This is a genomic window from Pseudomonas sp. 3MAES_34.3B (assembly GCF_058145875.1).
Window position 1 is genome coordinate 518,226 of record NZ_CM176960.1, and the last position, 15,419, is coordinate 533,644.

14 protein-coding genes are annotated in these 15,419 nt (G+C 61.0%); 2 read left to right on the top strand and 12 right to left on the bottom strand.

Features of this window, described 5'->3' with window-relative positions; all coding sequences use genetic code 11:
* Nucleotides 1–12: 12 nt before the first annotated feature.
* Nucleotides 13–582, bottom strand: coding sequence for a glycerol-3-phosphate 1-O-acyltransferase PlsY (gene plsY, locus AC3Z8Y_RS02280; RefSeq protein ID WP_490088289.1), 570 nt, complete (start codon nt 580–582; stop codon nt 13–15).
* A 72-nt stretch (nt 583–654) separates the two neighbouring features.
* Between plsY and folB the strand changes: the two genes are divergently transcribed.
* A complete protein-coding gene (gene folB / locus AC3Z8Y_RS02285; protein ID WP_181113208.1) occupies nt 655–1,008 on the top strand; it encodes a dihydroneopterin aldolase in 354 nt (117 codons plus the stop codon).
* The gene (gene folK / locus AC3Z8Y_RS02290) at nt 999–1,505 is read left to right on the top strand and encodes a 2-amino-4-hydroxy-6-hydroxymethyldihydropteridine diphosphokinase (RefSeq protein WP_490088290.1); all 507 of its coding nucleotides are present in this window, start codon (nt 999–1,001) and stop codon (nt 1,503–1,505) included. The genes folB and folK overlap by 10 nt, the downstream gene beginning before the upstream one ends.
* A 25-nt stretch (nt 1,506–1,530) precedes the next feature.
* On the opposite strand, the gene AC3Z8Y_RS02295 is transcribed toward folK, so the two are convergent.
* The 11 genes from AC3Z8Y_RS02295 to AC3Z8Y_RS02345 all read right to left on the bottom strand — a co-directional run bounded on the left by AC3Z8Y_RS02295 (nt 1,531) and on the right by AC3Z8Y_RS02345 (nt 15,353).
* Complete coding sequence (locus tag AC3Z8Y_RS02295; RefSeq protein ID WP_490088291.1) at nt 1,531–2,646, bottom strand: tRNA nucleotidyltransferase/poly(A) polymerase-related protein; 1,116 nt, start codon at nt 2,644–2,646, stop codon at nt 1,531–1,533.
* Nucleotides 2,647–2,697: 51 nt separating this feature from the next.
* Nucleotides 2,698–4,260 (bottom strand): SpoVR family protein, encoded by a 1,563-nt coding sequence (locus tag AC3Z8Y_RS02300; protein WP_490088292.1) that lies wholly within the window; start codon nt 4,258–4,260, stop codon nt 2,698–2,700.
* Nucleotides 4,257–5,531, bottom strand: coding sequence for a YeaH/YhbH family protein (locus AC3Z8Y_RS02305; protein ID WP_490088293.1), 1,275 nt, complete (start codon nt 5,529–5,531; stop codon nt 4,257–4,259). Before AC3Z8Y_RS02305 ends, AC3Z8Y_RS02300 begins: the two co-directional genes overlap by 4 nt.
* 121 nt (nt 5,532–5,652) lie before the next feature.
* Nucleotides 5,653–7,575, bottom strand: coding sequence for a PrkA family serine protein kinase (locus tag AC3Z8Y_RS02310; RefSeq protein ID WP_490088294.1), 1,923 nt, complete (start codon nt 7,573–7,575; stop codon nt 5,653–5,655).
* A 304-nt stretch (nt 7,576–7,879) separates the two neighbouring features.
* On the bottom strand, nt 7,880–8,206 hold the full coding sequence (gene glpE / locus AC3Z8Y_RS02315) for a thiosulfate sulfurtransferase GlpE (protein ID WP_490088295.1): 327 nt from the start codon (nt 8,204–8,206) through the stop codon (nt 7,880–7,882).
* 17 nt (nt 8,207–8,223) lie between these two features.
* Nucleotides 8,224–9,045, bottom strand: coding sequence for a symmetrical bis(5'-nucleosyl)-tetraphosphatase (locus AC3Z8Y_RS02320; RefSeq protein ID WP_490088296.1), 822 nt, complete (start codon nt 9,043–9,045; stop codon nt 8,224–8,226).
* A complete protein-coding gene (gene apaG, locus AC3Z8Y_RS02325) occupies nt 9,045–9,425 on the bottom strand; it encodes a Co2+/Mg2+ efflux protein ApaG (RefSeq protein WP_490088297.1) in 381 nt (126 codons plus the stop codon). The genes AC3Z8Y_RS02320 and apaG overlap by 1 nt, the downstream gene beginning before the upstream one ends.
* An 82-nt stretch (nt 9,426–9,507) precedes the next feature.
* Complete coding sequence (gene rsmA, locus AC3Z8Y_RS02330; protein WP_490088298.1) at nt 9,508–10,314, bottom strand: 16S rRNA (adenine(1518)-N(6)/adenine(1519)-N(6))-dimethyltransferase RsmA; 807 nt, start codon at nt 10,312–10,314, stop codon at nt 9,508–9,510.
* The gene (gene pdxA, locus AC3Z8Y_RS02335) at nt 10,314–11,300 is read right to left on the bottom strand and encodes a 4-hydroxythreonine-4-phosphate dehydrogenase PdxA (RefSeq protein ID WP_490088299.1); all 987 of its coding nucleotides are present in this window, start codon (nt 11,298–11,300) and stop codon (nt 10,314–10,316) included. The genes rsmA and pdxA overlap by 1 nt, the downstream gene beginning before the upstream one ends.
* Nucleotides 11,297–12,589: a peptidylprolyl isomerase gene (locus AC3Z8Y_RS02340; protein WP_490089916.1), complete on the bottom strand. Its 1,293-nt coding sequence runs from the start codon at nt 12,587–12,589 to the stop codon at nt 11,297–11,299. The genes pdxA and AC3Z8Y_RS02340 overlap by 4 nt, the downstream gene beginning before the upstream one ends.
* Nucleotides 12,570–15,353, bottom strand: coding sequence for an LPS-assembly protein LptD (locus tag AC3Z8Y_RS02345; protein WP_490088300.1), 2,784 nt, complete (start codon nt 15,351–15,353; stop codon nt 12,570–12,572). Before AC3Z8Y_RS02345 ends, AC3Z8Y_RS02340 begins: the two co-directional genes overlap by 20 nt.
* Nucleotides 15,354–15,419: the final 66 nt, after the last annotated feature.

Below are 15,419 nucleotides of genomic sequence, written 5' to 3' on the forward strand. Positions count from 1 at the left end.
GGGTGATGGCGCCTAGAAGTGCCGTTCCCGCCCTGCAAGCAGGTCACGCAGGTTCGCTCGGTGGCGCCACACCACCAATACGGTGAGTACGGTCATTGGCAAGAGTGCCTGTGGTGCTTGCCAGGCCAATAGCGGTAGGGTGAGCGGAATTGCAGTCAGGGCAGCCAGAGAGGCGGTGCGGCTGAGCTGGAAGGTCAGCAGCCACACGATTATTGCCAACAGCAAGGCGGGCGGGTACAGGCCCAGCAACATGCCCGCGGCAGTGGCTACACCCTTGCCACCCCTGAAGTTGAAGTACAGCGGGAACAAATGGCCAATCACCGCGCACAGGCCGATCCACGCCTGGGCTTGCAGGCCGAACCCCAGCGCCTTGGCCAGCAACACCGGTGCAAGGCCCTTGGCCAGGTCGCCAAGCAGGGTCAGCATGGCCAGTTTACGCCCTGCAACCCGCAGCATATTGGTGGCTCCGGCGTTGCCGGAACCGCTGGCGCGGGGGTCGGGCATCCCGGCCCCTCGGCTGAGCAGGATGGCGAAGGACAGTGAGCCGAGCAGGTAGGCCACAAGGGCCAGTAACCAAGGCATGCTAACTATTCCGGGCGTGGACGTTCGGATTCTAACGGCGCAGGGCGCCTTTGTCGTCAGGGGAGAAAAAGCTTGGACATCGTGTTCATCGAAGGCCTCGAGGTAGACACCGTAATTGGTGCCTATGACTGGGAGCGCGATATTCGCCAGTGCCTGCGCCTGGATTTCAGCTTTGGCTGGGACAACCGGCCCGCGGCGGCCAACGATGACCTGACCAAGGCCCTCGATTACGCCAAGGTGTCCGAGGCTGTGCAGGCATTTGCCCAGGCGGCGCGGTTCGAGCTGGTGGAAACCTTCGCCGAACGGCTCGCTGCGAAGCTGATGAGCGATTTCGGGATGCCCTGGCTGCGCCTGCGTGTCACCAAGCCTGGCGCCGTTCCGGCCGCCAAGGGTGTGGGTGTGGAGATCGAGCGCGGATGTCGCTGACCAGGGTTTACCTGGGGCTCGGTAGTAATGTCGACCGCCATACTCATTTGTGCGCCGGGCTCGACGCGCTGGCCGAAATCCTCCAGGGCCTGCAGTGCTCGGCGGTGTTCGAAAGCGAGCCTATCGGCATCAAGAGCGGGCCCTTCCTCAACATGGTCGTCACCGGGCTCACAGCCATGCCGCTGATGGCACTGGACCGCAAGCTCAAGTTCATCGAGGCGGACAACGGCCGCTATGCGCCGCAGCGAAAAGGCCTGCCGCTGGACATCGACGTGCTGATGTACGGCCAGCAGGTGGGCACCTTCGACGGGCTGGTATTGCCGCGCGCCGAAATACTGCGCAATGCTTTCGTACTGTGGCCACTGGCCCTGCTGGCGCCGGACGAAGTGCACCCAGGGGCTGGGCGCACCTTTGCCGAGTTGTGGAGCGAAGCGTCCATCGACCAGCGCCTGGCGCAGGTGCCGTTCGATTGGCAGGCGCCCGGCACGGGGGGTTAGGGTCGTTCCCCGGCTTTGCCTGGTCCTACAAGGGCCTAGTCAGGGCTGCCAGGCGTGCTTGCCTGAGCGCGTCGCCCAGCGCCTGCCCGGTATGGCCCGCATCCACCAGGGGCTTCACCGGGACGGCCCGCGCCGCCGTTGCGGCGCCGTGCAGATACGCGCCCTCGGGCCATGATGGCTTGCCCTCCGCCCGCGCCGCCATCTCACAGGCATGAAGAAACCCTTCAAAGCGCTGGGGCCTGCGGTACACATCGAACGCTTGCAGCATTTGCAGTAGCGCCTCGGGGTCCATTTCGCGAGCGTGTTCTGCCTGCGTGTGGTATTCGGTAGCCAGTTGGGCCAGTTCCTGGCAGTCGCGCGGTACCTTGAAGCGTATGTTCAGCGCGGCGACGGCTTGGGGGTTCAGGCGCAGCAACAGTGCCGACCAGCGTACCGCCAAAGGGTGTTCCACTGCAGCCGCCTGATGAAGAGCTTCCAGGCTGAGCGCGCGCACGGGCTCAGGTAATTCGCTGAGTTCGGCGAACAGCACTTTCAATGCCCCGCACGCTTCAAGCACCTCGAAAAACACCTGCGGAGTACTTTCAAGCAGCGCCCGGGAAATTTCCTTCCAGCTGCGCTCGGGCGTCAGCGCTTCCAGCTCCCCGGATTCGCTTAGCTGCTGCATCAGTTCCAGCGTCTCGGGCGCCACCCGAAAGCCCAGCGGGGCATATCGCGCCGCAAAGCGGGCTACACGCAATACTCGCAAGGGATCTTCGGCGAACGCCGGGGAAACATGCCGCAACCAGCGCTGTTCGAGGTCCGCTTGGCCCCCGTAGGGATCAATGACGTGGCCGTCGTCGTCCTCGGCCATGGCATTGATAGTGAGGTCTCGGCGCCGCAGGTCGTCCTCGAGAGTAACGTCGGGGCTTGCATGGAACACGAAGCCGCCATAACCCCGGCCGCTCTTGCGTTCAGTGCGTGCCAGCGCGTATTCGGCGCCGTTGTCGGGATGGAGAAACACTGGAAAATCCGCCCCTACCGGACGGTAGCCCAACGCAAGCATCGCTTCGGCCGAAGCCCCGACCACCACCCAGTCGATATCTGCCACAGGCAGGCCCAGCAGGCGGTCACGCACGGCGCCGCCAACCTTGTAACTCTTCATGCAGTTCTCCTTCAGCGCTACAGGATATACCGGCAGCGCCGAAGGATCAGCTCAGAGGTGGACCACGGCCATGTCCAGGCGGCCGTAGTCGCCCTCACCGTGGTCATTGCGGGGAGGTACATGGTGAGTCTTGACCACCTGGTCGCCTTGCACGGTTTCCAGGTGCACGTCAAAGCCCCACAGGCGGTGCAGGTGCTTGAGCACCTCTTCGGTAGACTCCCCGAGCGGCTTGCGGTCGTGCTGCTGGTGGCGCAGGGTCAGGGATCGGTCGCCCCGGCGGTCTATGCTCCAGATTTGCACGTTGGGTTCGCGGTTGCCGAGGTTGTACTGCGCGGCCAGGGTTTCCCGGATCAGCCGATAGCCGCTGTCGTCATGAATGGCAGGCACCAGCAGGTCGTCCCGCTGATCGTCATCCAGAATGCTGAACAGCTTCAGGTCGCGAATGACCTTCGGCGACAGGTACTGCAGGATAAAGCTCTCATCCTTGAAGCTGCTCATCGCGAATTTGATCGTGGACAGCCAGTCGCTGCCGGCAATATCCGGGAACCAGCGGCGGTCTTCTTCGTCAGGTTTTTCACAGATCCGGCGAATATCCCGGTACATGGCGAACCCAAGCGCGTAAGGGTTGATACCGCTGTAATACGGGCTGTCATAGCCCGGTTGGTATACGACGCTGGTATGGGATTGCAAAAATTCCATCATGAAGCCGTCTGTCACCAGGCCCTCGTCATACAGGTCATTCATCAGGGTGTAATGCCAGAACGTTGCCCAGCCCTCGTTCATTACCTGCGTCTGGCGCTGTGGATAGAAATACTGGGCGATCTTGCGAACGATCCGTACCACTTCCCGTTGCCAGGGCTCCAGCAGCGGGGCATGTTTTTCGATGAAGTAGAGGATGTTCTCCTGAGGCTCCGACGGGAAGCGTGCGTGATCCTGCTCGCTCGCCTTTTCAGTCGCCTTGGGAATGGTGCGCCACAAGTCGTTGATCTGCCGCTGAAGGTGTTCCTCCCTGTCTTTCTGGCGGCGGCGCTCTTCTTCCGCGGAAATAGGGTAGGGGCGCTTGTAGCGGTCCACGCCGTAGTTCATCAATGCATGGCAGGAGTCGAGCAGGTCTTCCACAGCGTCGATGCCGTGGCGCTCCTCGCATTGCATGATGTACTGCTTGGCGAACACCAGGTAATCAATGATCGAACTGGCGTCCGTCCAGGTGCGAAACAGGTAATTACCCTTGAAGAAGCTGTTATGGCCGTAGCAGGCATGGGCGATCACCAAGGCTTGCATGCCGATGGTGTTTTCTTCCATCAGGTAGGCAATGCAAGGGTCCGAGTTGATCACGATCTCGTAGGCCAGCCCCATTTGCCCACGGGTGTAGGATTTCTCGGTACTCAGGAAGTGTTTGCCGTAGGACCAATGGTGATATCCCAACGGCATGCCCACCGACGCATAGGCATCCATCATCTGCTCGGCGGTGATCACTTCGATCTGGTTGGGGTAGGTATCCAGAGCATAACGCTCTGCGATACGGCCGATCTCCCGGTCGTAGGTCTGGATAAGCTCGAACGTCCACTCCGAGCCAACGGACAAAGGTTGGCGCTTCTGCTCTCTCGCGGTCATGTCACTAGCCTGCGTTGGAAGAGTTCACGGAAGACCGGATAAATGTCCCCGGCGGTCACCAGCTGTTGCTGGGCAAAGGTGTCGGGGAAGTGATCGCCGATCCGCTCGTATTCGAACCACAGGGCCTGATGCTCCCGGGGGGTAATTTCCACGTAAGTGTAGTACTGCACATGGGGCATGATCTGCTTGGTGAGGATCTCCCGGCAGATGGGGGAATCATCGTTCCAGTTGTCGCCATCCGAAGCCTGAGCAGCGTAGATGTTCCATTCGTTGGTCGGGTACCGCTCCGCCATGATTTCCTGCATCAGCTTCAGCGCGCTGGACACAATGGTCCCTCCCGTTTCGCGGGAATAGAAGAACTCTTCCTCGTCCACTTCCCGGGCGCTGGTGTGGTGGCGGATGAATACGACTTCGATCTTGTCGTAGTTCCGCTTGAGGAACAGGTACAGCAAGATGAAGAAGCGCTTGGCGATGTCCTTGGTGGCTTGGGTCATGGAACCGGAAACGTCCATGAGGCAGAACATCACAGCCTTTGAACTGGGGTTGGGATGTTTGACCAGCAGGTTGTACTTCAGGTCAAAGGTATCGAGGAAGGGTACCCGGTGAATGCGCGCGCTGAGCTTTTCCACCTCCGCTTCCAATGCCTGGATATCGCCGAAGTTATCAGGCTCTTCCCTGCGAAGGCGCTCCAGTTCGGCCTTCGCTTCGCGCAACCGCGCACGGCTGCTGCCAGATAGCGCGATACGCCGGGCATGGGCCGAACGCAGGGTACGGATGATGTTGATGCGTGACGGGTTGCCCTCGTTGGCGATACCGGCGCGCACAGTCTTGAATGTTTCGGAGCCGGTAAGGTGTCGCTTGACCAGGTTCGGCAATTCGAGGTCTTCGAACATGAATTCCAGAAACTCCTCCTGAGTGATCTGGAACACAAACTCATCCATCCCCTCGCCGGAGTTGCCAGCCTTGCCGGCACCCTTGCCGCCGCCACCGCCACCTTGAGGGCGGGGAATATGCTGCCCGGAGGTGAACTCCTTGTTGCCGGGGTGAACGGTGGTCTGCTTGCCACCACGGCCGTGGTGCAGCACCGGCTCGTCGATGTCACGGCCGGGGATGCTGATCTGCTCGCCGTGTTCCATGTCGGTGATGGAGCGCCGGCTGACCGCTTCTTCCACGGCTTTCTTGATGTGATCACGGTACCGCCGCAGGAAACGCTGGCGGTTTACCGTGCTTTTGTTCTTGCCATTCAAGCGTCGGTCGATCACATAACTCATAGGCCCCTCCGGGGCAGCTTCAAGCCTCAAGCCTCAAGCTGCAAGAATTCGGCATACGCAAGGCTACCCGGCAGTACCGGGCAGCTTGCCGCTTGGAGCTTGTCACTTGCCGCTCGCGGGCTTATTGCGACTTGCGAACACGCAGGTACCACTCGGAGAGCAACCGCACCTGTTTGTCGGTATACCCGCGTTCGACCATACGGGTAACGAAGTCGTTGTGTTTCTGCTGGTCTTCCTTGCTGGCCTTGGCGTTGAAACTGATGACCGGCAGCAGGTCCTCGGTGTTGGAGAACATTTTCTTCTCGATCACCACGCGCAGCTTCTCATAGCTCAGCCAGGTCGGGTTCTTGCCATTGTTATTGGCACGGGCACGCAGCACGAAGTTGACGATCTCGTTGCGGAAATCCTTCGGATTGCTGATGCCGGCCGGTTTTTCGATCTTCTCAAGTTCCTCGTTCAGGGCCACCCGGTTGAGGATTTCGCCGGTTTCCGGATCGCGGTACTCCTGGTCTTGTATCCAGAAGTCTGCATACAACACATAGCGATCGAAAATGTTCTGACCGTACTCGCTGTAGGATTCCAGGTACGCGGTCTGGATTTCCTTGCCGATGAACTCGATATAGCGAGGCGCCAGGTATTCCTTCAGGTAGCGCAGGTAGCGTTCTCTTACCTCTGCGGGGAATTGCTCCTGCTCGATCTGGTGTTCCAGTACGTACAGCAGGTGCACGGGGTTGGCCGCCACTTCGTGCGGGTCGAAGTTGAAAACCTTGGATAGAATCTTGAAGGCGAAGCGAGTGGACAGGCCGTTCATGCCTTCGTCCACACCTGCCGAATCGCGATATTCCTGGATCGACTTCGCCTTGGGGTCGGTGTCTTTCAGGTTTTCACCGTCATACACCCTCATCTTCGAATAGATATTCGAGTTCTCCGGCTCCTTGAGCCGCGACAGTACGGTGAACTGAGCCAACATCTTGAGCGTGTCCGGGGCGCAGTGTGCCCTGGACAAGGAACTGTTGATCAGCAGCTTGTCGTAGATCTTGATCTCGTCGCTGACCCGCAGGCAGTACGGCACCTTCACGATATAGATACGGTCAATGAAGGCTTCGTTGTTCTTGTTGTTGCGGAAGGTATGCCACTCCGATTCGTTGGAGTGGGCCAGCAGTACCCCGGTGAACGGTATCGCACCCAGGCCCTCGGTACTGTTGTAGTTGCCTTCCTGAGTGGCGGTCAGCAACGGGTGCAGCACTTTGATCGGTGCCTTGAACATTTCCACGAATTCCATCATGCCCTGGTTGGCGCGGCACAATGCACCGGAATAGCTGTAGGCGTCGGCGTCGTTCTGGGGGTATTCCTCCAGCTTGCGGATGTCCACCTTGCCCACCAGGGCGGAAATGTCCTGGTTGTTCTCATCGCCCGGCTCGGTCTTGGCCAGTGCGATCTGGTTCAGGATGGAAGGGTAGAGCTTGACCACCTTGAACTGGCTGATGTCCCCGCCGAATTCCTGCAGCCGCTTCGTGGCCCATGGGGACATGATGGTGTTGAGGTAGCGGCGAGGGATGCCAAAGTCTTCTTCGAGAATGGCCCCGTCTTCGGTCACGTTGAACAGCCCCAGCGGGGATTCGAATACCGGCGAACCCTTGATTGCGTAAAAGGGCTCTTTTTCCATCAACTGCTTCAACTTTTCAGCGAGCGAGGATTTGCCGCCACCCACCGGGCCGAGCAGATAGAGGATCTGTTTCTTTTCTTCCAGGCCTTGGGCGGCATGACGAAAATAGGACACGATCTGGTCGATGCAGTCTTCCATGCCATGGAAGTCTGCGAATGCCGGATAGCGGCGAATGGTCTTGTTGGAAAATATGCGAGACAGCCGAGAGTTGGTAGCAGTGTCTACCACCTCGGGCTCGCCGATGGCCGTGAGTAAGCGTTCGGCCGCCGACGCGTAGGCCTTGCGGTCGGTTTTGCACAGCTCCAGGTATTCCTGAAGCGTCAGCTCTTCCTGTCGCGTGCTTTCGAAACGTTGTTGGAAGTGGCTAAAAATACTCATGACGTCACCTCGCTCGATACCGGAGCCGACGTCGGATCACTCAGCCGATGCTTGGTGGCAGCCGGAGCCGGCCTGCTGCCATTACCCCCCAGAACACCTGAAAATTGCTACCGATGACCCGCGCGCCGGTATACCGGCTCTCCCCTGTTTTGGATGGCCTGGGCTTAAGGATAGTTGGTAATCCAGAAATTCAAGGGCGCCCCCGCATTTAGTTGGGGGGCTGGGAGGCGTGGAGAAGCAGCGAGGCCCCGGAAACCGTGACCCCGTGGAGCGCTTGTCAGGTATGCAACATGACAAAAAAAATTCACTCGGCTTGCTTTGAGACCTCCTGCGGGAAGGTCTCGCGCCAGAGCTCGAAGCCGCCGTCGAGGCTGTACACGTCCGAGAACCCCTGGCTGATGAGGTAGGCGGCCGCAGCCTGGCTCGAATTGCCGTGGTAGCACACCACCACCAGTGGCGCGTCCAGGTCAGCCTTGGCGATGAAGTCGTGCAAGGAATGGTTATCCAGGTGACGCGACTCGCTGATATGAGCGGTGGCATACGTTTGAGGGTCGCGGATATCGACCACTACTGCGCCTTGCTCGCGAAGGGTTTGCGCCTGTTGAGGGGCGATACGCTTGAATTCCGACATGATGGCTCCTGTGCCGCTCAGCGATTGGGTGAACACTTGCAGCGATGCATGTGCAAGGTATCGACGTTCATCAGGGTCATGGCGTTGCCCCACACGCAGCCGGTGTCCAGGGCAAATACGCCGGGCTCGTTGCAACGGCCTTCAAGCGCCGCCCAATGGCCGAATATGATGCGGGTATGGCGGGTGCGCCGGTCTTTGTGGCTGAACCAGGGGGCGTAGCCTGGCGGCGCGCTGTCAGCGCCTTCCTTGCCCTTGAGGTCCAGCTTGCCGTCACGGGTACAGAAGCGCATGCGCGTGAAGTAATTGGTGATCACCCGCAGGCGCGTCACGCCGTGCAAATCCTTGTTCCACTTGGCGGGCTCGTTGCCGTACATGCCGTCCAGATAAGGTTTCACCAGGTTATCGTCGCGCAACGCGCTTTCCACTTCGGCGGCATGGCGCAGCGCTTTGCTCAGCGGCCACACAGGCGGAATACCCGCATGTACCAAGGCGATGTTTCGCGGCTCATCGTAGTGGAGCAGCTTCTGGCCCCGCAGCCACTGCATCAGTTCGGGGGCGTCAGGCGCTTCAAGCACTTCGGCGAGTGTGTCGGCTTTTTTGAGCCGTTCGATGTTGTACCAGGCGGCGAGCAGGTGCAGGTCGTGATTGCCGAGCGTGCACACAAACGAATCGCGAATGGAGTGGAGAAAACGCAGGGTTTCGAGCGATTGCGGGCCGCGGTTGACCAGGTCGCCCACGCTCCAGAGCGTATCCCGGGTGGGGTCGAAGCGGACCTCATCGAGCAAGCGCTTGAGTGGGTCCAGGCAGCCCTGAAGGTCACCTACCGCATACACCGCCATCAGTGCAGGGCCCCCGGCACCGCCAGGCGGAACGGGGCGATGATGGCGTCGAAGTGCTTGCCGTCTTCGGCAACCATCTGGTAGCTCCCCTGCATGTTGCCCACTTTCGTGGCCATGACGGTACCGCTGCTGTAGGTATGTGCCTGGCCCACACCAATCAGCGGCTGTTGGCCGATAACGCCGGGGCCGCGCACTTCCTCGACCTTGCCATCGCCATCGGTGATCACCCAATGGCGTGACATCAGCCGCGCAGGCACCTTGCCCTTGTTGCGAACGGTCACCGTATAGGCGAACGCGTAGCGGCCCTGGTCAGGGCTGGATTGCTCCGCCAGAAAGCGTGTGTCAACGGAGACGTCTATGTGATAACGCGGGTCAGACATAGGTGCAGCCTTTAAACCGGATCGAATGAACAGTGCGTCGCCATGAGTCTAGGCCATCCTGCCGTGGATGGCCTTGCCTGGGCTATGACGCCTCGGGAAGGTCGGCCAGCTGGTCGGCCAGGCGCACAAACGCCGCGATGTCCAACTGCTCCGGGCGCAAGCTTCCATCCACGCCCGCCGCCTCGATAGCCGCGGCCGGCAGCAGTGCCTTGAGGGTGTTGCGCAGGGTCTTGCGGCGCTGATTGAACGCCTCGCGCACTACCCGCTCAAGCAGCCGGTGGTCCTTAGCCGGGTGTGGCAGGGCGTCGTGAGGCACCAGGCGCACGATGGCCGAATCCACCTTCGGTGGCGGATTGAACGCTCCGGGGCCGACATTGAACAGGTGCTCCACGCGGCAATGGTACTGAACCATGATGGATAGCCTGCCCCAGTCGCCGCCGCCAGGCCCCGCAGCAAGCCGCTCGACCACTTCTTTCTGCAGCATGAAGTGCATGTCCTTGATCAGGGCAGCGTTGCCGAGCAGATGGAAGATCAGGGGCGTGGAGATGTTGTAGGGCAGGTTGCCGACTACCCGCAGGCTGCGCGGGGCGGCACCGAGCCGGGCGAAGTCGAACTTCAGTGCGTCGCCCTGGTGCAGCGTGAAGTTGCCACGGCCTTCGAAACGTTGATGCAGCAAGGGCACGAGGTCCTTGTCCAGCTCGATCACGTCCAGTTGCCCGCCGCTGTCCAGCAGGCCTTCGGTAAGGGCACCTTGCCCGGGGCCGATCTCGAGCAGCCGATCGCCTTCACGGGCATGGATCGCGCGCAGGATGCGGTCGATCACGCCGGCGTCATGGAGAAAGTTCTGACCGAAGCGTTTACGCGCCCGGTGTTGGTATTGCTCGTTCATCAACGTGCCTCGGCCATTTGATAGGCAGTTTCAAGTGCGACCTGCAGGCTGCCGGTGTCGACCTTGCCGCTACCGGCCAGGTCCAGGGCAGTGCCATGGTCGACGGAGGTGCGGATGATCGGCAGGCCCAGGGTGACGTTGACCGCCGCGCCGAAGCCTTTGTACTTCAGCACCGGCAGGCCCTGATCGTGATACATGGCGAGCACCGCATCGCAGTGCTCGAGGTGTTTGGGGGTAAACAGCGTGTCGGCCGGGAGCGGCCCTATCAGGTCCAGGCCTTCAGTACGCAAGCGCTGCAGCACTGGCTCGATAACGTCGATTTCCTCATGCCCCAGATGGCCGCCTTCACCGGCATGGGGGTTAAGCCCACACACCAGGATACGCGGCGTGGCAATGCCGAATTTCTCTTGCAGGTCCCGGTGCAGGATACGGGTCACCTGTTCCACGCGCTCATCGGTGATGGCGTTTGCAACGTCCTTGAGCGGGAGGTGGGTCGTTACCAGGGCCACGCGCAGGCCACGGGTTGCCAGCATCATGACCACTTGCTCGGCACCGCACAGCGCCTGAAGAAACTCGGTATGCCCGGAGAAGGGCGTGCCGGCCTCGTTTATCACACCCTTGTGGACGGGAGCGGTGATCATGCCGGCGAAGTCGCCCTGCAAGCAGCCTTGGCCGGCCAGCGTAAGCGTAGCCAGTACGAAGTCAGCGTTGGCGGGGTTCAGGGTGCCGGCCACAACGGGCGCGGCGAGCGGCACATCCAGGACGTACAGCGCACCCGCGGGGGCGGGCGTGTCGGGGAGTGCCGCGAGGGTAACGTTGCGCAGGTCTACCGCCAGCCCCAGCTGTGCGGCCCGCTCGGCGAGCAGGTCACGGCTGGTGATGGCAATGAGAGGGTAGGGCTGGGGCCCGGAGGCCAGCAACAGGCACAGGTCGGGACCTATGCCGGCTGGCTCGCCGGGTGTAAGCGCGAAGCGAAGGGCGCTCACTGCTTGATTTCGACGTAGGCCTCGTCACGGATCTGACGGAGCCAGTTTTGCAGTTCGTCGTCGTACTTGCGGCTACGCAGTACGTTCAGCGCCTGCTGTTCGCGGGCTTGCTGGGTAGCGTCGGTGGCGCGGCGGCCAAGCACTTCGAGAACGTGCCAGCCGAACTGGCTCTGGAAGGGCTGGGACACGGTGCCTACCGGCGTTTGCGCCATCACGTCACGGAACTCGGGCACCAGCGATTGTGGGTCGATCCAGTTGAGGTCGCCACCGTTGAGCGCAGAGCCGGGGTCTTCCGAGAAGTTCTTGGCCAGCGTGGCGAAATCCTCTCCGTCCTTGATACGGGTGTACAGCGTCTTGATCAGGCGTTCGGTTTCAGCCGGGCTGCGGATTTCGCTAGGCTTGAGCAGGATGTGGCGAACGTGGACTTCTTCGCGCATTTCTGCCTGGCCACCGCGGCTTTCCACCAGCTTGAGGATGATGAAGCCACCCGGTGTACGTACCGGCTGGGTCACTTCGCCCGGCTTCATCGAAGCCAGCATCTGGTCGAATGGGGCGGGCAGCTGAGCCGCCTTGCGCCAGCCCATGTCACCGCCTTCGAGGGCGTTGTCACTGGCCGAACGCGTGGTGGCCAGCTGTGCGAAGTCTGCGCCCTCGCGGAGCTGTTGGTACAAGGCCATCGCCTGGTTGCCCGCGGCCTGGATCTGCTGCGAATTCGCGCCATCCGGCGTGGCGATCAGGATGTTGGCCAGGTGGTATTCCTGCGACAGCTGAGCCTTGCCGAGATCGGACGCCAGGAAGTTCCTTACTTCCTGCTCGCTCACCTGGATACGCTCGGCAACGCGACGCTGGCGCACCCGGCTGATGATCATTTCGCGGCGTACCTGCTCGCGGGCCCCGTCGTACGACAGGCCGTCGTGGGCCAGGGCTGCGCGGAACTGATCAAGGCTCATGTTGTTGCGCTGGGCAATGGTGCCCATCGCGCCGTTGAGCTCTTCATCGGTAATGCGAATGCCGGAGCGTTCACCGATCTGCAACTGCAGGTTTTCCAGGATAAGGCGGTCGAGCACCTGCTTTTGCAGCTCCTCGATCGGCGGCTCGCCACCGCCACGCTTGGCGATGGTTTGCCGAACTTCCTGCATGCGCTGGTCCAGCTGGCTTTGCATGATCACGTCGTTGTCGACGATGGCCGCTACCTTGTCCAGTTGCTGAACCTGCGCATGCGCCAGGGTACCTATAAACAGTGCGCCCAACAGCATGGGGCGCAGTCGATCACATAGCTTGGTCTTCACGTTCACGATAACCCTGAATGCCTTTGTCGAGGAAACCTTCGACTTTATTGCCTACTACGCCACCCAGGCCCTTGAGCACGATCTGGAGGAAGATGCCGTGATCGCCCTTTTCGTTTTCTGGGGCGTTCTGGCTGTATTCGTCGTAATCAACCCAGTAGCGGTTGATCAGGCGCAGTTTCCAGCAGCAATTGTCGTACTCGAAGCCACCAAAGGCTTCCAGCGTGCGGTTGCGGTTGTAGTCGTACTGCCAGCGACTGATGAGGTTCCACTGCGGAACCAGCGGCCACATGACCGAGAAGTCATGCTGCTGGATCTTGTAGTAGTCCTTCACGTAGTTGTCGTTGCCCGGGGTACCGTAGTCGCCACCAAACTGCCAGCGGCCGGTGGCCGTGTCGTAGTGGATAGTATCGTCACGGTAGCGGAAGCCGGCGTTGATGATCTTGTTCGGGTTGTCTTCTGGCTGGTAGTGGAACATCGCGCTACCCGAACGGGTGCTGCGGCTGTCCGGGTCCCAGTTGAAGTCCGAGGTGAAGCGCCAGTCGCGGTTGAAGCGGTACTCGTATTCCAGCGCGTACGGAGAAACATCCGACTGCGCGTCCTGACGGTCCTGGTAAGCGATCTGCGGAAGCTGAACCTTGCGATCCTTGAAGTACACAGCCTGGCCAATCGCGAAGCGTTGGCGTTCGAAGCCATTGTCTTCGATCCAGCGGCTGGTCACGCCCAGGGACAGCTTGTTCTCGTCACCGATGCGGTCGCCGCCACTGAAGCGGTTGTCGCGGAACAGCGAGGCGTAGCTGAACACGCTTTCACCCGTATCGAAGACCGGAATGTCGTTCTGGTTCTCGTACGGAACATAGAGGTAGAACAGGCGTGGCTCGAGCGTCTGGCGGTAATCCGTCCCGAACATCTGGGTGTCGCGGTCGAAGTAAAGGCCGCTGTCCACACTGAAGATCGGTACGCTGATGTCCTGGGAACTGCTGAAGGACTCGCCAGTGGTGTTGACGCCGCTCAACAGATCAGCCTTGCCCTTGGAATCCAGGTCCAGGTTGTACTTGGTGTACTTGTACTTGACGGTCGGGCGGATGTAACCGTAGGTCCAATCCATTGGCAGGCTCATCGCCGGAACCAGGTCCAGGCGGTCACCATTGGCGCGGGCAAGGCCAAAGACGTTACGGTCGATGCGCGGGGTTTCAAGGCCGTTGTCGTCGGTATAAGTACCCGTCCGCAAGTCACGATCGAAGCGTACGGCTTCGGTGTGATAGCTGAACTGCAGGCCCGCCGGGTGGAACGGCAGCGCGCCATCGAGGGTAAGCTGCGGCAGGCGGTCGTACGGAGTGATGTCCGAAACGGTCGCCAGCTGGTAGCTCTGCACGTTCAACCGCGCGGTATAACCCTGGCCGCGATAGGTAAGCGAACCCTGCTGGTTGACGAAATCGCGGTCTTCCACGCCGATCTGATCGGATTGCAGGTCCTGGAAGTAGTACGGATCGCTGATGCGGGTGTAGTCCACTTCGCTCAGCAGGCGCGTATCCAGGCCACCCTTGTGCTGCCAGTTGATCATCCAGCGACGCTTGGCGTAGTCGGATTGATTTTCCCGGTCGTCGTTCTCGTCGTTGAGGTAGCCGCCGCCGAACTGGCCTTCGCTGGTGGGCGTGAGGTAGCGGAACTCGCCTTCCATCAACAAGCCACGCTTGGCCATGTAGTGCGGGTACAACGTGGCGTCGTAGTTGGGCGCCAGGTTGAAGTAGTACGGCGTGACCAGCGTGAGGCCGTTGTCGCTGCTGCTCGAGATGCTCGGCGCCAGGAAACCGGATTGGCGGCGATCGTCGATCGGGAAGTAGAAGTACGGCGTGTAGAGGACAGGGATGTCCTTCACGCGCAACGTGGCGTTGGTCGCGGTGCCGAAGCCGGTGGCCGGGTTCAGCGTGATGTTGTTGCCCTTGACGGACCAGGCATTGCTGCTCGGTTCGCAGGTGGTGTAGGTACCATCCTTGAGGCGAATGATCGCGTTTTCGGCCCGCTTGGCGTAGAGCGCCGAACCACGGGCGCGCTGCTTGTGCAGTACGTATTCGGCGTTGTCGATCTGGGCGGCACCGGTGTCCAGCTGGACTTCGGCGTGGTCGCCCACGATCAGCGCGCCGTTGTCACGCAGCTTAACGTTGCCGTTGAGTTCGCCGCGGTTCTCGGCCTGGTGCAGCGCGGCCTCGTTGGCTTCGACCTGCATGCTGCCCTGGCGCATGACCACATCACCCGCCAGGGTAGCGGTTTGCGACTGCTCCTCGTAGCGCGAGGCGCGAGCATTGATATAGGTAGGCGCATCGGACTTCGACGTTTTGTCGTTCATGCCGGGGCGCAACGGCTCCACGTAGGTGCCGGAGCAGTAGGGGCCGGTTTCCGCGAGCTGTGCGGGCGTGAGCTTTTCCCGGGGTACCCAGTCCAGATGGCTGTAATCGGCGCTGCGGGACTTGAGCACACGGCCCTTGCTTTCGGTCACCAGCGTGGTGGCCGGAGCGGTGTCTTCGCCAGCACTGCCGCCTTCATCGCCTGCCGCTGCGCTTACCGAAGAAGCGGTATGCTGGGGGCGGGGTGGAAGTGCGGCGCTGGTGTCGCGGGTTTTGCAGTCCCAGGAACCCGAAGCGGACACCTGGCAGTCATACTGCGGTGCGGCGCTGACGAAAGGCGATGCAAGGGGTTGCATCGCCAGCAGGCCGCCGGTAACCAGCAACGGAAACTTTCTACGAAACGCGGGGGATTTCAATGCCATCTTATTAGTCCGGGCTTCCTGCGTGCCATCTGCCCGTGCGGGTGTGCACGCCTCTCGATGGTCTGA

What these genes read in the sequence shown, in the direction of transcription:
- plsY (WP_490088289.1), bottom strand. Translation starts at nt 582, where the DNA reads ATGCCTTGGTTACTGGCCCTTGTGGCCTACCTGCTCGGCTCACTGTCC.
- folK (WP_490088290.1), top strand. Translation starts at nt 999, where the DNA reads ATGTCGCTGACCAGGGTTTACCTGGGGCTCGGTAGTAATGTCGACCGC.
- AC3Z8Y_RS02295 (WP_490088291.1), bottom strand. Translation starts at nt 2,646, where the DNA reads ATGAAGAGTTACAAGGTTGGCGGCGCCGTGCGTGACCGCCTGCTGGGC.
- AC3Z8Y_RS02300 (WP_490088292.1), bottom strand. Translation starts at nt 4,260, where the DNA reads ATGACCGCGAGAGAGCAGAAGCGCCAACCTTTGTCCGTTGGCTCGGAG.
- AC3Z8Y_RS02305 (WP_490088293.1), bottom strand. Translation starts at nt 5,531, where the DNA reads ATGAGTTATGTGATCGACCGACGCTTGAATGGCAAGAACAAAAGCACG.
- AC3Z8Y_RS02310 (WP_490088294.1), bottom strand. Translation starts at nt 7,575, where the DNA reads ATGAGTATTTTTAGCCACTTCCAACAACGTTTCGAAAGCACGCGACAG.
- glpE (WP_490088295.1), bottom strand. Translation starts at nt 8,206, where the DNA reads ATGTCGGAATTCAAGCGTATCGCCCCTCAACAGGCGCAAACCCTTCGC.
- AC3Z8Y_RS02320 (WP_490088296.1), bottom strand. Translation starts at nt 9,045, where the DNA reads ATGGCGGTGTATGCGGTAGGTGACCTTCAGGGCTGCCTGGACCCACTC.
- apaG (WP_490088297.1), bottom strand. Translation starts at nt 9,425, where the DNA reads ATGTCTGACCCGCGTTATCACATAGACGTCTCCGTTGACACACGCTTT.
- rsmA (WP_490088298.1), bottom strand. Translation starts at nt 10,314, where the DNA reads ATGAACGAGCAATACCAACACCGGGCGCGTAAACGCTTCGGTCAGAAC.
- AC3Z8Y_RS02345 (WP_490088300.1), bottom strand. Translation starts at nt 15,353, where the DNA reads ATGGCATTGAAATCCCCCGCGTTTCGTAGAAAGTTTCCGTTGCTGGTT.